General features: G+C 60.0%; 21 protein-coding genes. 13 read left to right on the plus strand and 8 right to left on the minus strand.

Annotation, left to right across the window (positions count from 1 at the left end; translation table 11 throughout):
* Positions 1-75 precede the first annotated feature (75 nt).
* From ilvN to glgP, 3 genes are all read right to left on the minus strand, one after another.
* Positions 76-600: an acetolactate synthase small subunit gene (ilvN, locus tag NW835_RS05390; RefSeq protein ID WP_011430944.1), complete on the minus strand. Its 525-nt coding sequence runs from the start codon at positions 598-600 to the stop codon at positions 76-78.
* 124 nt (positions 601-724) lie between these two features.
* Positions 725-1,780 (minus strand): tetratricopeptide repeat protein, encoded by a 1,056-nt coding sequence (locus NW835_RS05395; protein WP_414414719.1) that lies wholly within the window; start codon positions 1,778-1,780, stop codon positions 725-727.
* A 334-nt stretch (positions 1,781-2,114) separates the two neighbouring features.
* Positions 2,115-4,715 (minus strand): alpha-glucan family phosphorylase, encoded by a 2,601-nt coding sequence (glgP, locus tag NW835_RS05400; protein ID WP_414365561.1) that lies wholly within the window; start codon positions 4,713-4,715, stop codon positions 2,115-2,117.
* Between the two features lie 158 nt (positions 4,716-4,873).
* Between glgP and mnmE the strand changes: the two genes are divergently transcribed.
* The 4 genes from mnmE (at position 4,874) to gpmI (ending at position 9,201) form a co-directional block, all read left to right on the plus strand.
* A complete protein-coding gene (mnmE, locus tag NW835_RS05405; protein WP_414377652.1) occupies positions 4,874-6,253 on the plus strand; it encodes a tRNA uridine-5-carboxymethylaminomethyl(34) synthesis GTPase MnmE in 1,380 nt (459 codons plus the stop codon).
* A gap of 117 nt (positions 6,254-6,370) precedes the next feature.
* Positions 6,371-6,871 (plus strand): DNA starvation/stationary phase protection protein Dps, encoded by a 501-nt coding sequence (dps, locus tag NW835_RS05410; RefSeq protein ID WP_414365559.1) that lies wholly within the window; start codon positions 6,371-6,373, stop codon positions 6,869-6,871.
* 39 nt (positions 6,872-6,910) lie between these two features.
* On the plus strand, positions 6,911-7,435 hold the full coding sequence (locus tag NW835_RS05415; protein ID WP_414414720.1) for a tetratricopeptide repeat protein: 525 nt from the start codon (positions 6,911-6,913) through the stop codon (positions 7,433-7,435).
* 173 nt (positions 7,436-7,608) lie between these two features.
* On the plus strand, positions 7,609-9,201 hold the full coding sequence (gene gpmI / locus NW835_RS05420; RefSeq protein ID WP_414414721.1) for a 2,3-bisphosphoglycerate-independent phosphoglycerate mutase: 1,593 nt from the start codon (positions 7,609-7,611) through the stop codon (positions 9,199-9,201).
* 13 nt (positions 9,202-9,214) lie between these two features.
* Here the strand turns inward: gpmI and NW835_RS05425 are convergent, their stop codons facing one another.
* Positions 9,215-9,535 (minus strand): hypothetical protein, encoded by a 321-nt coding sequence (locus tag NW835_RS05425; protein ID WP_414414722.1) that lies wholly within the window; start codon positions 9,533-9,535, stop codon positions 9,215-9,217.
* Positions 9,532-10,107, minus strand: coding sequence for a DUF3177 family protein (locus NW835_RS05430; RefSeq protein ID WP_414414723.1), 576 nt, complete (start codon positions 10,105-10,107; stop codon positions 9,532-9,534). The genes NW835_RS05425 and NW835_RS05430 overlap by 4 nt, the downstream gene beginning before the upstream one ends.
* A gap of 579 nt (positions 10,108-10,686) precedes the next feature.
* Here NW835_RS05430 and NW835_RS05435 point away from each other — a divergent pair.
* The 8 genes from NW835_RS05435 (at position 10,687) to NW835_RS05470 (ending at position 16,539) form a co-directional block, all read left to right on the plus strand.
* Complete coding sequence (locus NW835_RS05435; RefSeq protein ID WP_414365554.1) at positions 10,687-11,013, plus strand: hypothetical protein; 327 nt, start codon at positions 10,687-10,689, stop codon at positions 11,011-11,013.
* A 5-nt stretch (positions 11,014-11,018) separates the two neighbouring features.
* Positions 11,019-11,765 (plus strand): F0F1 ATP synthase subunit A, encoded by a 747-nt coding sequence (gene atpB / locus NW835_RS05440; protein WP_414414724.1) that lies wholly within the window; start codon positions 11,019-11,021, stop codon positions 11,763-11,765.
* 216 nt (positions 11,766-11,981) lie between these two features.
* Positions 11,982-12,227, plus strand: coding sequence for an ATP synthase F0 subunit C (atpE, locus tag NW835_RS05445; RefSeq protein WP_011430931.1), 246 nt, complete (start codon positions 11,982-11,984; stop codon positions 12,225-12,227).
* Between the two features lie 87 nt (positions 12,228-12,314).
* On the plus strand, positions 12,315-12,788 hold the full coding sequence (locus NW835_RS05450) for a F0F1 ATP synthase subunit B' (protein ID WP_414384911.1): 474 nt from the start codon (positions 12,315-12,317) through the stop codon (positions 12,786-12,788).
* Positions 12,789-12,823: 35 nt separating this feature from the next.
* On the plus strand, positions 12,824-13,384 hold the full coding sequence (locus tag NW835_RS05455; RefSeq protein ID WP_414414737.1) for a F0F1 ATP synthase subunit B: 561 nt from the start codon (positions 12,824-12,826) through the stop codon (positions 13,382-13,384).
* A gap of 19 nt (positions 13,385-13,403) precedes the next feature.
* Positions 13,404-13,952, plus strand: coding sequence for an ATP synthase F1 subunit delta (atpH, locus tag NW835_RS05460; protein WP_414365551.1), 549 nt, complete (start codon positions 13,404-13,406; stop codon positions 13,950-13,952).
* Between the two features lie 61 nt (positions 13,953-14,013).
* Positions 14,014-15,534 (plus strand): F0F1 ATP synthase subunit alpha, encoded by a 1,521-nt coding sequence (atpA, locus tag NW835_RS05465; RefSeq protein WP_414365550.1) that lies wholly within the window; start codon positions 14,014-14,016, stop codon positions 15,532-15,534.
* A gap of 60 nt (positions 15,535-15,594) precedes the next feature.
* Complete coding sequence (locus NW835_RS05470; RefSeq protein WP_414414725.1) at positions 15,595-16,539, plus strand: F0F1 ATP synthase subunit gamma; 945 nt, start codon at positions 15,595-15,597, stop codon at positions 16,537-16,539.
* 50 nt (positions 16,540-16,589) lie between these two features.
* Here NW835_RS05470 and NW835_RS05475 read toward each other — a convergent pair whose 3' ends face one another.
* The 3 genes from NW835_RS05475 to NW835_RS05485 all read right to left on the minus strand — a co-directional run bounded on the left by NW835_RS05475 (position 16,590) and on the right by NW835_RS05485 (position 20,861).
* Complete coding sequence (locus NW835_RS05475) at positions 16,590-18,299, minus strand: ABC transporter permease (RefSeq protein ID WP_414414726.1); 1,710 nt, start codon at positions 18,297-18,299, stop codon at positions 16,590-16,592.
* Positions 18,300-18,385: 86 nt separating this feature from the next.
* Positions 18,386-19,654 carry an esterase-like activity of phytase family protein gene (locus NW835_RS05480; RefSeq protein ID WP_414414727.1) on the minus strand — a complete coding sequence of 423 codons (1,269 nt, stop codon included), beginning with the start codon at positions 19,652-19,654 and terminating at the stop codon, positions 18,386-18,388.
* Positions 19,655-19,808: 154 nt separating this feature from the next.
* Positions 19,809-20,861, minus strand: a complete 1,053-nt coding sequence (locus NW835_RS05485; RefSeq protein ID WP_414414728.1) for a Fe(3+) ABC transporter substrate-binding protein — start codon at positions 20,859-20,861, stop codon at positions 19,809-19,811.
* 402 nt (positions 20,862-21,263) lie between these two features.
* Between NW835_RS05485 and NW835_RS05490 the strand changes: the two genes are divergently transcribed.
* The coding region (locus NW835_RS05490) for an NAD-binding protein (RefSeq protein ID WP_414414729.1) at positions 21,264-22,518 on the plus strand (1,255 nt) is incomplete at its 3' end.

Genomic DNA, 22,518 nt, shown 5'->3' on the forward strand with positions numbered 1-22,518 from the left:
TGTGGCGCCGGCCTCTCTCCAGTTTTGCCATGGCCTCCCCCTGAGCGATCCCTGTTGGCATCGTGGCCAAGCCCCTCAGACGACTGCCACGGTGGGGTGCTGCTTCAAGTACTCGGTATTGACTCCCGACTCGCGGGTGAGAGCCACCAGGCCGGTGCGGGCGATCTCGCGAATGCCAAAGCTGGTCAACATCTTGATAATCGCCACCATTTTGCCCGGATCCCCTGTCACTTCCAAAGTCAAAGACTCTTCCGCCACATCCACAATCCGGGCGCGGAACATCTGCGCCACGTCCATAATGGCGGAGCGGGTTTCGATGCTGGCGTTGACCTTGACGAGCATCAGCTCCCGTTCCACACAGGGGACATGGGTAATGTCGGTTACTTTCAGCACGTCGATCAACTTGTAGAGCTGCTTGGTCATCTGCTCCACATCGTGCTCATCCCCCTGCACCACCATGGTGATGCGGGAGATGCCAGGCCGCTCGGTAGGGCCGACGGTGAGGCTGTCGATGTTGAAGCCGCGACGGGCAAACATGCCGGCGATGCGGGTTAAGACCCCGGGCTGATCCTGCACAAGAGCGCTGAGGGTGTGTTTCACGGCAGCCACAGAAGGAGGTAGGAAAAATCGAAATACTCAGTGGAATTAAGATGGCGATAAGCAAATTTTACGCCAGTTTCGCAGCAATGTTCTGACGGGAGCTCTGGGGATCCCTTCGACCTCGCTAGCCAAAGGATCCGGCCTCCCCGTGCGGGAGCTGCCGCAAAGATCGATGCGCCTGTTCCTGCAAAACTAGGTTGTGGTGTTGGCGGCTGACCTGCAAGGCGACTTGCCAACTGGAAATAGCCGTTGCCCTATCTCCCATATTCTCGTAGGCCAACCCCCGACCGTACAAGCCGTACTCGTCGGCGGGATCCCCGAGGTTGCCGTCCGCTTCCAAGCGAAAGGCCTGGTCGTAATCGTCGAGGGCAGCTTTGATCTCCCCCAGCTCGTAGAGAAGATTGCCCCTGATGTAGAGAACGTGGGGTTGGCAGGGTTCTGCCTCTAGGCTGCGGCTGAGGTCGGCAATGGCCTCATCATAGCAATCGGCCCAAGCATAGGCAACGCCCCGCCGATAGTAATGGGCCGGAGAGGGATCCCAGCGGATGGCCTGCGACCAATCGGCCACAGCCGTCTCCCATTCTCCCAGGTAGCCGTACAGCGTAGCGCGGCAGGCATAGGCGGGCGCCAAGGTGGGATCCCGACGAATGGCCTCGTCCAGGTGGGTTAGAGCTGAAGGCAGGGATCCCTGTTGCATGAGCAGGTTGGCCAAGCGGAGGTGGTGGGGGGCGTTGGGGTGTAGGCGCACCAGCTCGGTCAACTCCGCCGTTGCCCCCTGCAGATCCCCTTGCGACTGGCGAATCAGGCCGCGGTAAAGGTAAGGTTCTGGCCGGCGCGGGGCCAACTGGGTGGCCTGGTCGAAGTCCGCCAGCGCCTGGGGAAGTTGGCCGAGTTCGAGGTAAACTTGGCCCCGCAGAAGGTGGGCGTTGGCCAGTCGGGGATCTAGCTGCAGTGCCAGGTTGAGCTGCTCGACGGCCCCCATCAGATCCCGGTTCAGCCACCGTTCGCGACCGCGGTTGTAGGCCAAGATGGCGGGGCGGGTGAAGGCAGAAATGGCTGCCGCACTGGCCAGACCCATCACCGCCGAGAGGCGATCCTGCCGCCAACTGGCCAGGCCCCCCAACAGCAGGGCAGCCGCGACCAACAGGCGCAAACCGGCAGAGTCGTGGGCTTTGAGCATGGCATCAACCCGGAGCCGTTTGAATCTGTTTTTCTGATTCTGCCTGATTGGGCAGCGAGAAACACAGGGGGATAGCTTGGTGGCCCCGCACTGCGGGGCGGAAGAGCCCGAAGGCAGCTTTAGTTGCTCTCCCATCGCGCCAGGGAGCCGGAGGCCTTAGCAAGCACCTAGTACTGTGGAAGACCCAACCAGTGCAGAGCGTGGGGGCGTTGCTCAGCAAAGTCAGCAGAACCTCAGGGCTTTACGAACCTAGGGGATCTCTCTTCGTTGAGGCTGGATCGAGATAAGAAGGAAGGGGATCCCTGCTGTTTCCTTATTGGGTGGAATGGGAATTCTAGGCCCAGAGCATCAGCCGCAGCTCATAGGGATCGTGCATATCGGGGTGAAAGGGCAACAAGCGGATGGCCAGCCCCTGTAGGCCGCTGGCCTCGTAGCGAATCTGGCCGGAGAAGATGGCGCGATCCTCCACCGTCTCCACGTAGCGCAGGGGAGTTGCCTGGCCGTTCTGGATCTGGCCGTTGTCGTCCACCGGCCCCTGGTAGGCCTGGACGATCACATCCTGCGGCTGCAGAGATCCCAGCCGCACCTCGACAGTCACCGTAAGGGGATCCCGGGCCATCACCACTTGGTCATCTTGCGCCGAGGGGAGGCCGGCGGCGGAAGCTTTCTTCGGGGTTTCAATCTGGACATTGAGGACCCGAATGTTGTACCAGTTCTCCTGCAAATGATTGCGCCAGCGGGTGAACTGGCGAGCCGACTCGAAGTTATCGCGGCGCATGCGGTCGAAGTAGTTACTGAGGGGGATGTAGGCCCGCTCGGCATACTCCAGTACCATGCGCTGCGTGCTGAAACGGGGGCAATTGAGGCAAATTGCCTGCTTCATGCGCTGAATCCAGGCGTGGGGCAGGCCATCGCTGCCGCGCTGGTAGAAGAGAGGGGCAACCTCTTGTTCCAGCAGGTCGTAGAGGGCATTCGACTCCACCTCATCTTGGTAGGCGCGATCCTCGTATTCCTCGCCGCGGCCAATGGGCCAGCCGGTCTGGTAGTAATCGGCCTCATCCCACCAGCCATCCAAAATGCTCAGGTTCTGTCCACCGTTGGCCGCCGCCTTCATGCCACTGGTGCCGCTGGCCTCGCGGGGGCGCAGGGGGGTGTTTAGCCACACATCTACCCCGGCCACCATCAGGCTGGTGACGTACATGTCGTAGTCTTCGATAAATACCAGCCGCTGGCGAAACTCTGGCTGGCGCGACACCTGCACAATTTGCCGGATCAGCTCCTTGCCTGGGTTGTCGCGGGGGTGGGCCTTGCCGGCAAAGATAAACTGCATTGGGTACCGGGGATGGTTGAGCAAGGCCTTGAGCCGTTCCAAGTTGTGAAACAGGAGGGTGGCCCGCTTATAGGTGGCAAAGCGGCGGGCAAAGCCAATCGTGAGCACTTCCGGGTTGAGGGCTTCAGAGGCCCACTGAATTTCCACCGCTGAGGCCGCCCGCTTTTGCAGTTGCTCCACCAGACGCTCGCGGGTGAAGGTGATCAGGCGGGAGCGGCTGCGCTCGTGGGCCCGCCACAGCTCCCCATCCGGGATCCGATCCACTTTCTGCCACAGGGGATCCGAGGGAGGAGCCTCCGCCCAATCTGGCCCCAGGTAGCGGTCGTAGAGGGCTTGGTTCTCCTCCCCTACCCAGGTGCGGGCATGCACCCCGTTGGTGATGGAGGTAATCGGTACTTCCTCCAGCGGGATCCCGGGCCACAGCCGGCTGAACATCTTGCGCGAGACCGCCCCGTGCAGCTTGCTGACGCCGTTGACAAACGAGGCCATGTTGATGGCCAGCACCGCCATGCTGAAGGGGGACTGGAAGTCGCCGGTGTTTTCGCGGCCCAGGGCCAAAAAGCGCTCCCGACTCAGGCCCATCTGGCTGTAGTAGAAGCCGAGGTAGTAGTCAATTTTGTCGGGCGGGAACAGGTCGATCCCGGCGGGTACCGGCGTGTGGGTGGTAAACATCTGGCTGGACTTGGCCACCTGCCAGGCCTCTTCAAAGCTCAGCCCCTGCTCCAGCATCAACAGGCGGATGCGCTCCACGGCCAAAAAAGCCGAGTGCCCCTCGTTCATGTGGTAGACGGTGGGATGGATGCCAAGGGCGCGCAAAGCCCGCACGCCGCCGATGCCCAGCATGATCTCCTGGTGGATGCGCACGTCCTGGTCGCCGCCGTACAGCTCATCGGTGATGTCTTGGTCGTACTGGCTGTTGGGCTCGATGTTGGTGTCCAAAAGATACAGAGGCACCCGCCCCACCATCGCCTTCCAGATGCGGGCAAACACCTTGCGCTTGGGGTAGTCCACCTCAATGCGAATCTCGCGGCCCTCCGCATCCCGCTGCAGCTCCAGGGGCATGTTGAAGAAATCGTTCACAGGGTAGCGCTCCTGCTGCCAGCCGTCGGGGTTGAGGTACTGGCGAAAATATCCCTTTTGGTAGAGCAGGCCCACGCCCACTAGCGGCAGGCCTAGGTCGCTGGCTGCCTTGAGGTGATCCCCGGCCAAAACCCCCAGGCCCCCTGAGTAGATGGGCAAACAATCGGCCAGCCCAAACTCGGCTGAAAAATAGGCGTAGCACTCCCCTTCCACCGCTTGGGCCGAGCGATACTTGCGGTACCAGGTGTCTTCCTGCAGGTAGCTCTGGAGCTGTTGGCTGGCCCGTTCCAACTGGGCCAAAAAGCCGGGATCCTCCGCCAGCTCGTCCAGCCGCTCCTGCCGGATCTGCCCCAACAAAGCCACCGGGTTGTGACCACAGGCATCCCACAGATCCGGATCCATGCGCCGGAACAGGCTGCGGGTTTCCACGTTCCAACTAAAATGCAGGTTATAGGCCAGCAAGCGCAGACTTTCCAGAGCAGCCGGCAGGTAGGGAGTAACCTTAAACGTGCGTAACGGCTTCATAGTTTAGGAAGCGTGCAGGTCGCCACTGCCAAGCTACCCTGACCTCGGCGGGAGAGCACAGTTTTTTACAGCTTCTTTCGAGTTGAAGGCCGGGATCCTGCCTAGGTACCACCTGCCACCTCCAGGGAACCAAGGCATAGCGCATTCCTTGTTACATTATGGATCTAACTGCACCCCTGGCCGACACCATTGCTGCCATTGCCACCGCTGTGGTGCCCGAGCAGGGCAGCATTGGCATTGTACGCCTTTCCGGCTCGCGGGCTTTGGCCATTGCCCAGGCCATCTTTACCCCCGCCCGCCGCAACGCTACCTGGGAGAGCCATCGCCTCCTCTACGGCTGGATCCACGATGAGAAGGGCCAGCGGTTGGACGAGGCCCTAGCCGTCTGGATGCAGGCCCCCCGCTCCTATACCCGCGAGGACGTGGTGGAGCTGCATTGTCACGGCGGCATCATGGTGGTTCAGGCCACGCTGCAGCAGTGCCTGCGCCAAGGGGCACGGCTGGCGCAGCCGGGGGAGTTCAGCCTGCGCGCTTTCTTGAACGGACGCATCGACCTCACCCAGGCCGAAAGTGTGGCCGATCTGGTGGCGGCCCGCTCCCCCCAGGCAGCCCAGATGGCGCTGGCGGGGCTGCAGGGCAAATTGGGACAGTCCATCCGCGCCCTGCGCCAGGAGCTGCTGGGCTTATTGGCCGAGATCGAGGCGCGCATCGACTTTGAAGAGGATCTGCCCCCTCTGAATGTCCCGGCTTGGCAGGCCCGGCTGCAAGCCATCCAGGCCCAGATGCAGGCCCTGCTGGCTACCGTCGAGCGGGGGCAACTGCTGCGCACCGGCGTGAAGGTGGCCATCGTCGGGCGGCCCAATGTCGGCAAGTCCAGCCTGCTCAACGCCTGGTCGGGCCAAGACCGCGCCATCGTCACCGACCTGCCCGGCACCACCCGCGACGTGGTGGAATCCCAGTTGGTGGTGAGAGGGATCCCCGTCCAGCTTTTGGATACTGCCGGCATTCGCGCCACCGACGATCCCGTGGAACGTCTGGGGGTGGAGCGTTCCCAACGCCTAGCCCAAGCTGCCGATGTGCTGCTGCTGGTCATCGACGCCCAAGCCGGCTGGACGGACGCCGACGCCGCCATCTACGAGTCCATTCGCCACCGCCCCCTCATCTTGGTCATCAACAAAACCGACCTTGCCCCCCCCGACGGGATCCCCCTCCCCGCCGAGATCGCTTACCGTGTCGCTGCCGTTGCCGCCCAAGGCCAAGGGATCCCGGAGCTGGAAGAGGCCTTGGAGCAGCTTGTTACCCAGGGGCGGCCCCAGCCCAACCTGGAGGTGAGCCTTAACCAGCGCCAGGCCGCCGCTCTCCGCCAGGCCCAAGCCAGCCTGGAACAGGTGATCCAGGCTATGCAGGCGCAGCTCCCCCTCGATTTCTGGAGCATCGACCTGCGGAGCGCCCTGCACGCCCTTGGCCAAATCACCGGCGAGGAGATCTCCGAAGCGGTGCTGGATCAGATCTTCAGCCGCTTCTGCATTGGCAAGTAAGTGCTTACTAACTCATACTCACTCTGAGTTTGTGTTAGTATGGGCTCAGTCGGGAATCGGCAGGCCGAGGGCCGCAGCGGATCCCGGATAATGGAAACACAACTTGGGAGGTTGGCTATGGTTACCGCCGCAAAAACCCGTCTCTACTCCACCCAGATCGACTTGCCGGCCGAGACCCGTGCGCAACTGGTGGAGTTGCTCAACCAGTCCTTGGCCGACACGCTGGATCTGAAAACCCAGGTGAAGCAGGCCCATTGGAACGTCAAAGGCATGAACTTCATCGCCCTGCACGAGATGTTCGACACCTTTGCCGGCACCCTGGAGAACTACGTAGACATGCTGGCGGAGCGGGTTACGGCTTTGGGGGGCATTGCCCGCGGTACCGCTCGCATCGTCGCCCAAACCTCGAGCTTGCCTGAATACGACCTAACGGCTGAGGAAGGTCGGGCTCACCTGCAGGCTTTGGCGGCCCGCTACGGCCAGTATGCGGCTGCTGTCCGCCGCAACATCGACCGCACCACCGAGCTGGGGGATGCCGATACCGCCGACCTGTTTACCGAGATCTCGCGCCAGATCGACAAAGATCTCTGGTTCATCGAGGCTCACCTGCAGGCGTAACGCTGGCGAGGCAAATCTAAGGCAAGCGGGATAGGCAAAATGGGCGTCAACGCTCCCCTCCTTTACTTGGTGGCTTTGACCAGTATCCTCAGCGTGGTGGGCTACTTCGTCCTGCGTGAGGTGCTGCGGGTGCGGGCCCAGGAAAAAGTCATCCGCGAGCTGCAGCCCCGCCTGAGCAAAGGCAAGGGATCCCCACAGGAGCACTATGAGCTGGGCAGCGTCTATCTGCAGAAGCGCCTCTACGACCAGGCCATCCTCCAGCTCAAAAAAGCTCTAGAGGTGGCCGGGGAGAACATTCCCCCTGTCTGCAACGCCCTTGGCTTTGCCTACTTCAGCCAGGGGCAGTACGACCTGGCCATCCGCTACTACAAAGACGCAGTAGCAGCGGATCCCGGCTATGTGACCGCTTGGAACAACCTGGCCCATGCCTACGAGAAGAAAAATCTCTACGGCCCCGGCCTAGAGGCCTACGAGACGGTGCTGAAACTGGATCCAAAGAATGCCATTGCCAAGCGCCGCTCGGATTCTCTGCGCAGACGTTTGCAGCCCAGCCCCCGCGGCTGACCACGTTTTATCTGTATAGATGTCTGTGCAGATATGTATAAATACTTATGGCAGCCTGCCTATCGATTTTAAGATTACAACATCATAAACATTGGTGAGTGACTCAAGTCACCCGAAGGCTTTTCCGCGTTGCCGGGGCTGGTATTATGTCTTAAAAAACGAGAGGCCATTTCATGGATGCACAATCGGTGGCACCTGTGGTTCTGGTAATCCTGGATGGCTGGGGTTATCGCGAGGCCCCTGATGGCAACGCTGTCCTGGCCGCCCGAACCCCTGTTGTGGATAGCCTATGGGCTACCTACCCCCATACTCTGCTGCAAGCTTCGGGGCGAGCCGTGGGCCTGCCGTCAGGGCAAATGGGCAACTCAGAAGTGGGACACCTGACCCTCGGGGCGGGGCGGGTGGTGCCGCAGGAGTTGGTGCGTATCAGCGACGCCATCGAGACGGGATCCCTCTTCCAGGAACCCCTCTTGGTGGAGGTTTGTCATCGGCTCAAGGAGCAGGGGGGCCGTTTTCATTTCATTGGTCTCTGCTCTGAGGGGGGGGTTCACTCCCACATCGACCATCTCTACGGCTTGCTGAAACTAGCGGCCCAGGCGCGGATCCCTGCCTATGTCCACGCCATCACCGATGGCCGTGATACCTTGCCTCGCGACGGGGCCAGGGTTCTGGCCGCCCTGGAAAAAGAGCTGCAATGGCTGGGCAATGGCGTCATTGCCACCCTGAGCGGCCGCTACTACGCCATGGATCGGGATCGCCGTTGGGAGCGCACCCAAAAAGCCTACGAGATCATGACAGAAGATGGCCCTGGCTGTGGCCGTAGTGCCGCCGAGGTGATGGAAGCTTTCTATGCCCAGGATCTCACGGACGAGTTCATCCCACCCACTCGCCTGGCTCCGGGGGCGGTGCAGCCGGGAGATGCAGTCATCTTCTTCAACTTCCGCCCGGATCGCGCCCGCCAGCTTACCCAAGCCTTCGTCTGCCCCGACTTTTCCGGTTTCCAGCGCCGTCTGATTCCGGATCTCGCCTTCATCACCATGACGCAATACGATCCGACCTTGCCGGTGCAGGTGCTCTTTAAGCCCCAGAACCTGGATCACCTGCTGGGCCAAGTGGTGAGCGAGGCCGGCCTCAAGCAGTTGCGCATTGCCGAGACGGAAAAGTACGCCCACGTCACCTACTTCTTCAACGGCGGTATCGAGCAGCCCTTTCCCGGCGAAGATCGCATCTTGGTGCCAAGCCCGCTGGTGGCCACCTATGACCAAGCGCCGGAGATGTCGGCGGTGGAGGTGACCGACAAGGCAATAGAAGCTATCGCCCGCCGCGAATACAGCCTCGTGGTACTCAACTACGCCAACCCCGACATGGTGGGCCACACCGGCAACTTCGAGGCCACCGTGCGGGCGCTGGAGACGGTGGATCGCTGCCTGGGCCGTCTGCTGGCGGCGGTGGCGGATGCGGGGGGTACCACCTTAATCTCGGCGGATCACGGGAATGCGGAGCTGATGTGGGACGAGCAGGGCAACCCCTGGACCGCCCACACCACCAACCCCGTGCCCTGCATTCTGGTGGAGGGGGAAAAGCGCAAGATCCCTGGTCGCGGTGGCGATGTCAAGCTGCGCTCTGGCGGCACCCTGGCCGATGTCGGCCCCACCCTGCTCGAGATCCTAGGCCTACCTCAGCCGCCAGAGATGACAGGGCAATCTCTTCTGCAGCCGGCAGAATACACCATCCTGCAGCGGCAACCCAGCCCAGTAGGGCGCTGAGACCGGGAATTGCTCACTCGGCCACTGGGATCCCCGCCTGGGCCAGCCAAGCTTTCAGCTCCTCCCAGTTGCGGTAGAGGGCCAAAACCTGCGAGCGCTCAGGGTGATAAGGGGCGCTCAGGCGCTCCAGCTGCAAAAAGCGAGCCTGGGGGGGGATCACCGCCACTTCCGGATCGGGGGGCGTGGCCCGCCGCAGGGAGCTGCTGTAGCCGCGGTAGATTAGCACCAAATCAGCTTCTCCCTCGCTTTCTACCTCCACCCGCAGCACCTCCTGGGGGTGAGCCTGGCTGTAGCGCTCCAAGGCCAGCGGCCAGGGCAAAGCAAAAGCACTCATGCCAGCTCCCCCTTGTCTGCACCGGGCCGCAGCCGCCAGACAAAGTAAACGCTATAGAGCAGGTAGGCCACCAAGCCCCACGCCCCCACGCTCCCCAGCAGCTCCGGCGGCACATTGGGATGGAAAATCTCTCGAAACCCCAGCGGCGGCTCAAGCCAAGCTCGACACTCTGCCGATAGAGAAGCCCGGAAGGCGCAGGGCACGAAGGCCCCCGAAAAGAGGATCCCGGCCCCCATGTAACCGGTTACAGCCCACCGCCAGAGCAAAAAAGCTCGTGCCGCCCAGCTTCTCGACTGCCTGAGAGCAGTGCTCCAATCCTGCCAGAACCACAGGCAGACCGGGATCAAGAGCCGCGCCATCGCCCCGCTTAAGAAGCTGATGGGCAGGCCACCAATCATCAAATACACCGTCACCGCCAAGAGGCTGGACACCCGCCAGTAAACGATCAAGAGCTGAATCAGAGGACGTAACCCCACCGCAAAAGCCCAAATTAGGAGAGCCAACGGCAGCAGCACCGTCAGCGCCACGGCCAAGCTGTAGTCCACCCAGATTGCCTTGACCAGCCAACTCACGGGGATCGTCCTCGCCCTTTGTTCTCACTGCCCCATAGTATATAGAGCGGCAGGGTCGGCGGGATCCACCTCAAAACAACAGGAGGTAACAGAACATTGCAGCTTCTCGGCCACCCCAGGCAAAACTTTACATCCGAGGGCTTTCAGAAAGTTTTCCATTTTTGCCGTTGTCAATCCGTGAAGGTGGTAGATTCTTAAAGGAACATCTCCGTCTGTCGAAGGGCTAGTTGTCTTTCGAGGCGATAGTTGCAAGGTTCCATCGCGTCCTGGCCCGGCCCAACTCGTTAAGTATTGTTACTTAGTCGTGTTATTTTGGGTTAAGGCCAGATCCTCAGAGGTGGTGACCTCACTCCCATGGCACGTTCTTCCCGACTCCTCTCCCACAGTCCTGCCCGTTGGAAGGCGACCCCGTGGAAGCCCAAGCCTTTGCCGCCCCTAGAGGAGGCGCCGCCTCCGCCCCAGCAGAAGGCGGGTCTGGACTGCCAGAGTGCGTCGCAGCCGTCGCTTGCCCCGGGCAAAGCGGGTTTGGGGGAGAAGGCGACCACGGCAGGCAGGAGCTATGAAGCGCTGCAGCTATGGTTGGCGCTGGTCACCCTGGGGGTGAGCCTAGCCATTGCGGTGGGGGTGGCTTTGGTTTACTCACTGGCGGTGGCTGCCAACTATTTGCTGGGGGCAATCGTTGGCGTAGTCTATCTGCGCATGCTGGGCCGCGGCGTCGCGGAACTGGGCAAAAGTCGCAGCCGGCTGGGCGTGACGCGCTTGGCTTTGTTTGTCGGGTTGATCGTCCTGGCCACCCAGGTGAAGTCTTTGCAGGTTTTGCCCATTTTCTTGGGGTTCATGACCTATAAGGTCACCCTGCTGATTTATCTTGTTCAGACCTTGACCCGTTCGTCTTCTTCTGTGTGATGCTCATGAATCTGTTCTTCTCCTCTCCTCCTCTGCTAGCAGAACTTGAGGTCGGCCATCACCTCTATTGGCACCTGGGCAAATTCACCGTTCACGGGCAAGTTTTGATTGCCAGTTGGATTGCCATCGCCCTGATCTTGACCGTGGTGCTGGTGGGGACTCGTCAACTGCAGCGGGAGCCCGCTGGTCTGCAAAACTTTATCGAGTACACCCTGGAGTTTGTCCAAAGCATTGCCCGTGCCCAGATTGGTGAGAAAAACTTCCGGCCCTGGGTGCCCTATGTTGGCACCTTGTTCTTGTTCATCTTTGTCTCCAACTGGATGGGCAACCTCTTCCCCTGGAAGCTAATTCCCCTGCCGGAAGGAGAGCTGGCCTCTCCCACCAACGACATCAACACCACCGCCGGCTTAGCGCTGCTCACCAGTGTCATGTATTTTGTAGCCGGCATTAGCAAGCGTGGGCTGGCTTACTTTAAGAAGTACATCGAGCCTACGCCAGTTCTGTTGCCCATCAATGTCCTGGAAGATTTCACCAAGCCTCTCTCGCTGAGCTTCCGTCTGTTCGGCAACATCTTGGCAGAGGAGCTGGTGATCGCGGTGTTGGTGTTGCTGGTGCCGTTGTTGATCCCGGTGCCGGTGATGATCCTATTCCTATTTACGGGGGCCATTCAGGCTTTGATCTTCTCCACCCTCTCAGCCGCTTACATTGGAGAGGCGCTGGAAGGTCACGGGGGAGGGGATCACCACGATTGACCCAGGAGTTGGGCCAACCGCCGAGTTCAGGGCCCAGCTCTCAAAATCTCTCCAATGGGTCGTTGCAAGGGATCCCTTCTCTGGTAAGGTTTGTTGGGGCCGAGAGGCCACCGACAAAGAGGCGATCGGTTCGGCTACTCAGGCCAGATCACCTCAAAGTCAAAAGGCGCTGTTGCCAACAATTTTTTGTTTTGTACTGACAAGGAGCATCTCACTATGGATCCGTTAACCTCTGCTGCTTCTGTGTTGTCTGCTGCTCTGGCGATTGGCCTGGGATCCCTGGGCCCGGGGCTGGGCCAGGGGAATGCTGCCGCCGCCGCTATGGAAGGGCTGGCCCGTCAGCCGGAAGCAGAAGACAAAATCCGCGGCAACCTGTTGGTTAGCCTGGCCTTCATGGAAGCGCTGACCATTTATGGCCTGGTGGTGGCGCTGGTGCTCTTGTTCGCCAACCCCTTCGCTTAATGCCTTCTGGGGGCGGCCCAGGCCGAGAGCTGGGGTCTTGCCCCCTTTCTTGCTCGATCTCAGATCCCGTTTCTGGTGGTGGAGCCCATGATCTGTTCAACCCTGTTGGCCGTCGAAGTGGCTGAGAAAAATGGCCTCTTCGATCTGGATGCCACCTTGCCCATCATTGCCGTCCAATTTTTGCTGCTGGTGGCCGTGCTCAACTCCCTCTTCTACGAGCCGGTTACTCGGGTCATCGACAGCCGCAACGACTACATCCGCGCCACCCAGGCGGAGGCCCAGGAGCGGTTGGACAAGGCGATGGCTCTGACCCGCCAGTACGAGGCTGAGATCGGCAAGGCCCGCCTACAGGCGCAGCAGGTGATCGCCGAGGCGGAAGCGGCTGCAGCCCGCATCCGTGCGGAGAAGCTAGCGGCGGCACAGGCGGAGATGCAAGCCAAGCTGGAAGCGGCGCGGCTGCAGATCGAGCAAGAGAAACAGGCGGCCCTCCAACAATTGCAGCAGCAAGTAGATACCATTGCTGCCCAGATCACCGAGAAGCTGTTGGGCAGCGCCCGTTAAGTAGCCGGTTGAACATTCCTTGGGAGTAGCGCGTGATGCTGGTGTGGAGCCTGGTGCCCGCTTGGCTTTTGGCCGTGGCCGAGCCGGTTACGGAAGCCACTGAGGGTTCTGCAGAAAAGGGGATCCTGGATGCGATTCTGGAAAGCAACTTAATCAACATCGCCATTATCCTCACCTTGCTGTACATTTTGGGTCGCCGGGTGGTGGGGGAAGCTCTGGCCAAGCGGCGAGAAGGTATCCTCGAGGAGCTGCGCCAGGCGGAGCAGCGCAAGCAGGAGGCGATCGAGAGGCTGGCGGAGGAACAACAAAAGCTGGCGCAGGCTCAGCAGGAGGCGGAGCGCATTCGCAAACAGGCGGAGGCCAACGCGGAAGCCCGCCGGCAGGAGCTGTTGCAGCAGGCGGAGCGGGAGATCGAGCGGCTGCGCGCCAACACCGAAAGGGACCTCTCTGCCGAACAAGAGCAAATTGTCCAGGAGCTGCGCCGCCAGATTGTGCGCCAAGCCCTGCGCAAGGTGGAGCAGGAGCTGCCGCAGCACCTCAACGAGCAGGTTCACCAGCGCCTGATTGAACAAGGGATCCAGATGATTGCCCGCTAAGGAGGAGGAAGGGAAAAGCATGATCAGCCGCACCATGGCCGCCAAGGTGGTCGATCCCTACGCCGAAGCCCTGGTTTCTCTTGCCTCTGCTCAGGGGCTAATGGATACCTTTGAGGCCGACATCCGTTTCATGGCCGCGGTTCTGCAGGCCACGCCGGAGCTGGGCCAATTCCTCGCCAGCCCCCTGATCAAGGCGGAAGCCAAGAAAAACCTGCTGCAGCAGGTGTTTGCCGACCAGATCCACCCCCTGCTGCTGAATGCTCTTAAGCTGTTGAGCGACCGTCGCCGTATCATGTTCCTCGAGGCCGTCTGCCGGCGGTTCTTGGAGCTGCAGCGGAAGCTCCAAAATATCGTCCTGGCCGAGGTGACCACGGCGGTACCCCTGACGGAAGCGCAACAGCAGTCGATTCGCGAGCGGGTAAGAGACTTCACGCAGGCCAGGGGTGTGGAGCTCCAGATTGCCCAAGATCCCACACTGCTGGGTGGGGTGATCATCAAGATCGGCTCCCAGGTGATCGACCTCAGCTTGCGCGGCCAGTTGCGTCGGCTGGCGCTGCAGTTGGCCTAAATTGGCCCAACGTTTTCCTTAGTAATTTTGGATCCCTTCCTATTCCGTTGAGAGGACTGCTATGCCTACGATTCGCCCAGACGAGATCAGTACCATCATCAAGCAGCAGATCGAACAGTATAACCAGGAGATGCAGATCTCCAATGTCGGTACCGTCCTGCAGGTGGGAGACGGCATTGCCCGCATCTACGGCCTGGAGAAGGTGATGGCCAGCGAGCTGCTGGAGTTCGAAGATGGCACTGTGGGCATTGCCCTCAACCTGGAGGAAGACAACGTCGGCGCGGTGCTGATTGGCTCCGGGCGCAACATCCAAGAGGGATCCACCGTCAAAGCCACGGGCAGAATTGCCAGCATCCCGGTGGGCGAAGCCCTGCTGGGCCGCGTGGTGGATCCCCTGTGCAATCCCATTGACGGCAAAGGGCCGATTCACTGCACCGAGACGCGCCTCATTGAGTCCCCGGCCCCCGGCATTATCGATCGCCGCTCCGTGTACGAGCCCCTGCAAACCGGCATCACCGCCATTGACGCTCTAATCCCCATCGGGCGGGGGCAGCGGGAGCTGATCATCGGCGACCGCCAAACCGGCAAGACCACCGTTGCCGTGGACACGATCCTGAACCAGAAAGGGCAGGATGTGATCTGCATCTACGTAGCCATTGGCCAGAAGCAGAGCACCATCGCCCAGGTGGTGGGCGTTCTAACCGAGCGAGGGGCAATGGACTACAGCATTGTGGTGGCTGCCGGCGCTGACAGCCCGGCCCCGCTGCAGTGGTTGGCCCCCTATTGTGGTGCCACCATTGCCGAGTACTTTATGTACCAGGGTAAGCACACTTTGGTGGTCTACGACGACCTCTCCAAGCAGGCGGTGGCCTACCGGCAGATGTCGCTGCTGTTGCGGCGTCCGCCCGGTCGGGAAGCCTACCCAGGGGATGTATTCTATCTGCACTCGCGGTTGCTGGAGCGGGCGGCCAAGCTGAACAGCCGGCTGGGCGAGGGATCCATGACGGCGCTGCCGATTGTGGAAACCCAGGCCAACGACGTGTCGGCCTATATTCCCACCAACGTTATCTCCATCACCGATGGGCAGATCTTCTTGGAGTCGGATCTGTTCAACGCCGGTATTCGCCCCGCCATCAACGTTGGCATCTCTGTCAGCCGCGTCGGCTCGGCGGCCCAGACCAAGGCGATGAAGAAAGTGGCCGGCTCGATCAAGGTGGAACTGGCGCAATATCGGGATCTGGAAGCCTTTGCCCAATTTGCCTCTGATCTGGACGAGGCCACCCAGAAGCAATTGGCCCGTGGCCAACGGCTGCAGGAGATCCTCAAGCAGCCGCAATATTCGCCCCTGTCTTTGGATCAGCAGGTGGCGATTATCTACGCCGGGACGCGGGGGTATTTGGACGACATTCCGGTGGAGAAAGTCTCCAGCTTCAAGCAGGGCCTGCTGTCCTACTTGGGCACCACCCATCCCAAGTATGGCGAGATCGTCCTCTCCACCAAGCAACTCACTGAAGAGGCGGAAGAGATCTTGAAAACCGCCATCACGGAGTTCAAACAGAGCTTCCTGGCCAAGGCGGCTTAGTTGCCGGGGATCCCTGCTTTGGGGATCCCCATCCAGTAACCACAGCAGAGGGGATCGGTTATGGCAAACCTAAAGCGGATTCGCGATCGCATCAAGGCGGTGAAAAATACCCGCAAGATTACAGAGGCCATGCGCCTGGTGGCGGCAGCGCGGGTGCGACGGGCCCAGGAGCAGGTGATGGCCACCCGTCCCTTTGCCGACCGCCTAGCCCAGGTTTTCTATCGGCTGCAAACGCGATTGCGGCTGGAAAATGTCGAGTTGCCTCTGCTGAAGCAGCGGCCCATTGAAACGGTGGGCCTGTTGGTGGTGGCTGGGGATCGGGGCCTGTGCGGTGCTTACAATGCCAACGTTATCAAGCGCACCGAGGAGCGGGTGCGCGAGCTGCAGCAGACGGGGCTGCAGGTGCAGCTTTACCTGGTGGGCCGCAAGGTGGTGCAGTATTTTCAGCGCCGCTCCGCTCTCATTGCCAAGACCTACGTGAACTTGTCGCAGATTCCTACGGCGGCGGAAGCTGCGCAAATAGGGGATCAGCTCCTCTCCGCTTTCCTGTCCGAGAAAGTAGACAAGGTGGAGCTGATCTACACCCGCTTTGTCTCGCTGATCAGCTCCCGTCCGGTGGTGCAATCGCTGCTACCTCTGGATCCCACGCGCCTGGTTGCCCGCGACGACGAGATTTTTAACCTGCTGGTGCGGGGGGGAGAGTTCACGGTCGAGCGCAGCAAGATCGTTGCTCCTGTCTCAGCCCCGCCGCCAGACATGATCTTCGAGCAGGATCCGGTGCAGATTTTGGACGCGCTGCTGCCGCTGTACTTGAACAACCAGTTGTTGCGGGCTTTGCAGGAAGCAGCGGCCAGCGAGTTGGCGGCCCGCATGACGGCCATGAACAATGCCAGCGACAACGCCAGCGAACTCATCCGCACACTGGGCCTTGCCTACAACAAAGCTCGGCAGGCGGCTATCACCCAGGAGATCCTGGAGGTCGTTGCCGGAGCTGAGGCCCTATGAACTTCTCTCCCACCCTCACCCCCAACCTCTCTCCCTCTGGGAGAGGGGAGTTAGGGAAGGACGTAGGGAGACGTTTTATTTGAGGAGCCTAGATTGCGTCGCTGGGCTATCTGGGCGTTGAGCAGGATCACCGGCAAAATCCCCACCAGGACAATCGCCAAGGCGGGGGCGCCGGCCTCGGCCAGGCGTTCGTCGGCAGCCATGCGGTAGGTGTGGACGGCCAAGGTATCGAAGTTGAAGGGGCGTAGCACCATCGTGGCCGGCAGCTCCTTCATCACATCTACAAACACCAGCAGCATCGCTCCCAGGATCCCGCCTCCCATCAGGGGCAGGTGCACCCGCCACAGGGTGCCCAGGGATCCCTGCCCCAAGCTGCGGGCTGCCTCATCCAGACTGGGAGGAATGCGCGCTAGCGTCGCCTCGACGGTGGACAGAGCCACCGCCAAAAAGCGCACCAGATAGCCAAACACCAACGCCACAATAGTGCCGCTGATTACCAGACCGGGCGGCTGTTGAAAGAGCGCCTGCCGCAAGTAGCTCAGCAGTTGATCCAGTTGCCCCAGGGGAATCAGAACTCCTACTGCAATCACCACGCCCGGTAGCGCGTAGCCCAGGGAAGATAGCCGCACCGCCAGCCGCAGGCCCCAGGCCCGCTGCAGCCGCAAACCGTACAGCACCACCACCGCCACCAAGACGGCGATCACCGCCGTGATCGTCGAGAGGAGAAAGCTGTTCTGGGCGTAGCTCCAAAAGCGGCGGCCCAACTCCCCCTGGCGCAGGGTCATATGGAGCAGGATCAGGGCAGGGATAATGAAGCCCAGACCAATCGGGATCCCACAGGCCAGCCACGCTCCCACCCCCCGGATCCCGTGCAAGGGATAACGACTTGGGTTTGGCTTGAATCCTTGACGATAGTAGCGCGCCCGCCGGCGGGAAAACTGCTCCAGGGCCATCAGTAGCAACACCAACAGCAAAAGCAGCGCTGAAAGCTGAGCTGCTGCCACCGGATTGCCCAGAGCTGTCCAGGTGCGGTAGATGCCGGTAGTAAAGGTATCGACCCCAAAATAGCTGACGGTGCCGAAATCGTTCAGGGTCTCCATCAAAGCCAGCAGACAGCCGGCCACGATCCCCGGCCGGGCCAAGGGCAAGGCCACCCGGAAAAAGCTGGCCCAGGGTCCGTAGCCCAAGGAGCGGCTCACCTCCAAACAGGCCACCGACTGTTCCTGGAAGGCCAGCCGTGCCGAGAGATACACGTAGGGGTAGAGGGTGAGGACGAGCAGCAGGATCGCCCCCCACAAGGAGCGAATGTTGGGGAACCAGTAGTCGCCGATCCCCCAGCCGGTAACCCGCCGCAGCCAGGTCTGGAAGCCGCCGGTTACTTGCAAAAAGTCAGTGTAAGCGTAGGCCAACACATAAGTAGGAGCCGCCAGGGGCAACACCAGCATCCACTCTAGCCAGGCCCGCCCCCAGAATTCGCACATTGTCACCAGCCAGGCAGTGCCGCTGCCCACCAGGACGACTCCCAGCGCCACCCCCACCATCATCAGCAGGCTGTTGCGCACGTACAGCCCCAAGACCGTGTCGGTCAAGTGCTCCCAAACCTGCCGCTCATCAGCAAAAAGGCTGAGGAGAACCGTCAGGACGGGAACGAGAATGAGGCCGCTGAGGGTTAGCGTCAGAAGCGCCCAGCCGTTCAGAGCAGAGAAGCCGCTTCTCAACAGAAATTTGCTCAACCACTTTGGCTGGATCCCTTTGTTCATCTCAGACTGCGGCAGCTACCTGCTTTGACAAAACTCGACCAGCTCTCGGGAAACAAAAGAAGATCCCACCCTTTTTGACAGCTCTTTCAGAACAAGCTCTTCGGCAGCTTGACAAAATAGACAATGTTCTCGTCTTGCTTGTTATCTAGGTAGGGCATCATTTTCTCCTTTACTACGCCCTTTTCTGAGACAATGCCGAAGTCGTCGTCGTTCACTATCGCAAGAGTATTTGCATCAAGGATGACCAATCCCTCTGGCTTATCGTGGGGATAATTGGGGATCGACATGATGTCAAATACTTCTTCTTTAGAAACGGGCTTGATCCCTGCTGCAGTTATTTCATCTTGTGTGAGCTGCTCTAGCGTCTTGCCGTTGACCAGCCGGCCGTTCGGGCTAGGGTCAAAGACATCAGTAGCACCAGAAATGTCAATTTTGTAGATTTTCTTGGTCACCTCTTTGTCGGCTCCCGGTGTTTTACCATCCCGCTCGAGGACTAGGAAAGTCGTGTTTGTGATGGCAGCAATTTCACTAACAGCCGTGCCTGTTCCCTCCAGAGGGTAGAGGTATTCCCTAAACTTGCCCGTGGCCAGCTCGTAGAAGAGTATCCTACAAACGGTCGCGGTCTTTTGAACGTCTTTGTTTGGGTTCAAAAGCGGCGACTGCATGATGCCGACCAGATAGTTCTGATCGGGCGTCAGAGTTAGCCCCTCCATGCCGCGATTGGGGCGCCGGTTTTTGTAAACTTCTGGAAGCTTTTTGCCGCCGAATCCGCTCCCAAAAGGATTAATCCACTCGATTACCTTGCCGTTGGCATCGAAATGGATCAAGTGAGGTCCGTATTCGTCGGCAACCCAAAAACTCCCATCTTTGGCCACCGCAATGCCTTCTGGGTCAATGCCCTTGGGATCCGGAGCCAGCGGTTTGCCGCTGAGATCGTAAGCTTTCTCTCCTGTCCCCCCCAAATTAGATGGATTGGGAATCCCCGTGAGATTTTTGCCTGTTTCGTCTTGCAGCAGAATGACTTTGTCTAACTTGAAGCTATCGCTGTCCAGAGATAATCTGGCGACTTGAGGGGTAAAGTCGGGCTTAGGGAAAATCTTGTCGTTTGATTCAGCTCCATCGATATTGGGGCCGCGATCGGTGAGCACATAGAAGTACTGGCCATCAAAGGCAAGGCCAGAGCCAAACCCGCCATTGTAGATTTTGACGCCGTTTTCCGTGGTTAAAAGCAGATCCCGCTTGGGAACGGGAGCCTTTTCAGGGAAGTTTTCAATTGCTCTTGCTGGGCTATCGCTGTAAGAAGAAGTTAAAGAAGGAAGGAGCAAGAACAGGGCTACTGGGCGCAGTTGTTTCATTAGTCAAACCTCCAGAAGCTTTGAAAAAGATGGACAGGAGAGGAGTGCGGCCTCGAACTGAGGCCGCGCCATCCCATGAGTATCAACGTTTGGCCAAAAACTGTCAAGCTGCCTAACGTTTGCGGCTTAAGCAACGGGAGGCTGCACTCAGGATCTACTTCCAACCGGCCCGATCCATCACTTTTAGAGCATCGGGGGTAACGCGGCCAATGCTGGCGGCGTTGATCGTGTCTTCCTTGAAGGTGCCAAGGCTGGCCACCACCGAGTCGATCTCCGCCCCCGGCAGCACCGGGTATTCGTTGTTGCTCTGGGCAAAGATGGCCTGCGCCTCTGGGCCGGAGAGGAACTCCAGAAACTGGATGGCGGCCTCTTTGTTGGGAGCTGTTTTCAAAATTCCGGCGCCGCTGATGTTGACGTGGGTGCCGCGATCCTGTTGGTTGGGAAAGAAGACGCCGATTTTCTCCGCTACGGCGCGATCTTCGGGATTGTCGGATTTGATCAAACGCGCCAGGTAGTAGGTGTTGGCTAGGGCCACATCCCCCACACCAGCGGCCACGGCTTTGATTTGATCAATGTCTCCCCCTTCCGGCGGGCGGGCAAAGTTGGCCACCAAGCCGCGGGCCCACTGTTCGGTTTCTGGGATCCCGTGCGCCAGGATAATGGAAGCCGTCAGAGATTGGCTGTACACATTGCTGGAGGAGCGGGTGAGCACCTTACCTCGCCACTTGGGGTTGGCCAGATCTTCGTAGGTGGAGAGCTCCTTGGGATCCACCTTGTCTTTGTTGTACATGATCACCCGCGCCCGCTTGGTTAGGCCAAACCAGTAGCCTTCCGGATCCCGCAGCGATTCCGGGATGTTCTTAGAGAGCGTCTCGGACTGGATGGGCTGAAACAGGCCTTCGTTCTGGGCGCGCCACAGCCGGGCCACATCCACCGTCATGAAGATATCAGCAGGGCTGTTGGCTCCCTCGCTGCGGATACGTTGGGCAATCTCATCGGCGTTGCCCTGCACCCAATTGACGGTAATGCCCGTTTTCTGTTTGAAAAGTTCGTACAATTCCTCATCAGTGCTGTAGTGCCGAGAGGTGTAGAGGTTCACCTCCCGGTTGGCACCGCGGGCCGGACGCCCCAGCAAGCCTGCCGCCAAGGCCACCGATCCCAGCGCGGCTCCACTGACCAATTGCCGTCGCGATAAGCGCATACCCAACTCCTAAACTCAAAAACATTTCAAGAAAGGCTGCTGCATTGACCCAGTCAGCAATGCCTTTACCCGAGAAAGCACTTGAAAACCCCCTCCCTGAAATCAGGGCAGTTCCCTCAAATGCCGGCCTTTTGACCCTTCTCTAGGCCAAGCTTATTGAGATTTTTACTCAAGAACTTGGCGCTGGGGCAATGATAGAGGATCCTAAGTACCGAGTCAAGCTGTTGGGAGTCGTTCTCATCTTTGAACCGTTTGGCCCAAGATCCGCCAACTCTCGCTGGAAACAAGAGCCAAGGTCGCTTCTCATCGCGGCTGGCCGGGCAAGGGGATCCCTTACCGGAATATTTTGGGTAGGGCGGGGTTCTAGACCTGCCTTGGGTATAAAGGGAGCAGGGTAGGTGGTGGAGTATGGTGGGATCCCTTTCTCATCAATGGCTGGATGAGCAACTGCAGGACAATGGCCGGGATCCGGGTGTTTTCATCCTGGTCTGTGGCTACAACGACCTGGCAGCGTTGACGCTGCAGATTCTGGAAGACTTTGGACAGCGCGCGGTAGTGGTGGCTCCCGGCCCGCGGCCTTCTTTATTAAAAGAGCAGTGGCAATACCTAGAGGGGGATCCCCATCAGCCGGAGGTGTTGCGCCGGGCTGGGATCGAGCGGATCAAGGTGGCATTGCTTGTGGAGGACAACGACCAAGCCAACTTCGAGCTGGCTCTCTTGATTCGGGATCTCAACCCGCAGGTGCGCATTGTCTCTCGTCTGTTTAACACCGGCCTTGCCCGCTACCTGGACTCGATTTTGCCGCAGCATTTTTCCCTGTCGGTGGCTGCCTTGGCTGCGCCGGCCTTTGCTCTGAAAGCTGTCTCGGACGAATTTGTCGGCTACTTCGAGTTGCCCCAGTTAGAGGCTCAGCCGGCCACGCTGCCGCCGGAGCTGGCGAATCCGCTTTATTTTGGCGCTCCCCAAGAGACCACCCTCTGGAACGTGGTGGAGCTGACCATCGGCTACAACTCCCGTCTGCTGCACATGCCCCTCTCGGAACTGGAGGAAACCTTTCGGGCGCGGGTGCTGTTTCACTACCCGGTGGACGGGCTGTCCGACTTTTCCGAGTCTCGGGTTTTCGACGATTTCGACCACGAGGCAGAGCTGCTGGAGGGGGATCGCATTTTGGTGATCTGCGACCCCAGATCCTATCTGCACCTGTTGGAGCGCAACGGGCGGCGCGGCTCTTCGCGGGCACAACGCTGGGCCAGCGGACAGGTGCAAGACAAACGACAACAACAGCGAGGCAACTCGTTCAGGCAGCTCCTATCTTGGCTGCGCAGAAGCCTGCAGGGACTGCTGCAGATCAAGCCCATCGTGCGCACCCTCACCTTCACCTTGGGAGCCATGCTGGTGCTGGGGATCCTTAACTTTAGAGCTATCGGCAAATCCGTGGTTGACGGGCTGTTGCTGACCATCGTGGTGTTGACGGGGGGGTATGGGGACATCGAGGCTTTTCAGCAGGCGGAGACCCCTCTAGGGGTGAAGGTGGTGGCGGTGGTCATGACCTTGGTGGGGGCTGCCCTGGTGGGGTTGATCTACGGATTGGTGACCGACAAGTTGGTGAGCAGCCGCTTTGGCTTGGGCCGGGCCGCCCGTATGCCCAAAGCGGATCACGTGG

It is taken from the genome of Synechococcus sp. OH2, from assembly GCF_047462155.1.
GTDB lineage: Bacteria > Cyanobacteriota > Cyanobacteriia > Thermostichales > Thermostichaceae > Thermostichus.

What these genes read in the sequence shown, in the direction of transcription:
- NW835_RS05425 (WP_414414722.1), bottom strand. Translation starts at nt 9,535, where the DNA reads ATGAGTGCTTTTGCTTTGCCCTGGCCGCTGGCCTTGGAGCGCTACAGC.
- NW835_RS05475 (WP_414414726.1), bottom strand. Translation starts at nt 18,299, where the DNA reads ATGAACAAAGGGATCCAGCCAAAGTGGTTGAGCAAATTTCTGTTGAGA.
- NW835_RS05395 (WP_414414719.1), bottom strand. Translation starts at nt 1,780, where the DNA reads ATGCTCAAAGCCCACGACTCTGCCGGTTTGCGCCTGTTGGTCGCGGCT.
- NW835_RS05470 (WP_414414725.1), top strand. Translation starts at nt 15,595, where the DNA reads ATGGCAAACCTAAAGCGGATTCGCGATCGCATCAAGGCGGTGAAAAAT.
- atpE (WP_011430931.1), top strand. Translation starts at nt 11,982, where the DNA reads ATGGATCCGTTAACCTCTGCTGCTTCTGTGTTGTCTGCTGCTCTGGCG.
- NW835_RS05455 (WP_414414737.1), top strand. Translation starts at nt 12,824, where the DNA reads ATGCTGGTGTGGAGCCTGGTGCCCGCTTGGCTTTTGGCCGTGGCCGAG.
- atpA (WP_414365550.1), top strand. Translation starts at nt 14,014, where the DNA reads ATGCCTACGATTCGCCCAGACGAGATCAGTACCATCATCAAGCAGCAG.
- NW835_RS05480 (WP_414414727.1), bottom strand. Translation starts at nt 19,654, where the DNA reads ATGAAACAACTGCGCCCAGTAGCCCTGTTCTTGCTCCTTCCTTCTTTA.
- gpmI (WP_414414721.1), top strand. Translation starts at nt 7,609, where the DNA reads ATGGATGCACAATCGGTGGCACCTGTGGTTCTGGTAATCCTGGATGGC.
- NW835_RS05450 (WP_414384911.1), top strand. Translation starts at nt 12,315, where the DNA reads ATGATCTGTTCAACCCTGTTGGCCGTCGAAGTGGCTGAGAAAAATGGC.
- atpH (WP_414365551.1), top strand. Translation starts at nt 13,404, where the DNA reads ATGATCAGCCGCACCATGGCCGCCAAGGTGGTCGATCCCTACGCCGAA.
- glgP (WP_414365561.1), bottom strand. Translation starts at nt 4,715, where the DNA reads ATGAAGCCGTTACGCACGTTTAAGGTTACTCCCTACCTGCCGGCTGCT.
- atpB (WP_414414724.1), top strand. Translation starts at nt 11,019, where the DNA reads ATGAATCTGTTCTTCTCCTCTCCTCCTCTGCTAGCAGAACTTGAGGTC.
- mnmE (WP_414377652.1), top strand. Translation starts at nt 4,874, where the DNA reads ATGGATCTAACTGCACCCCTGGCCGACACCATTGCTGCCATTGCCACC.
- NW835_RS05415 (WP_414414720.1), top strand. Translation starts at nt 6,911, where the DNA reads ATGGGCGTCAACGCTCCCCTCCTTTACTTGGTGGCTTTGACCAGTATC.
- dps (WP_414365559.1), top strand. Translation starts at nt 6,371, where the DNA reads ATGGTTACCGCCGCAAAAACCCGTCTCTACTCCACCCAGATCGACTTG.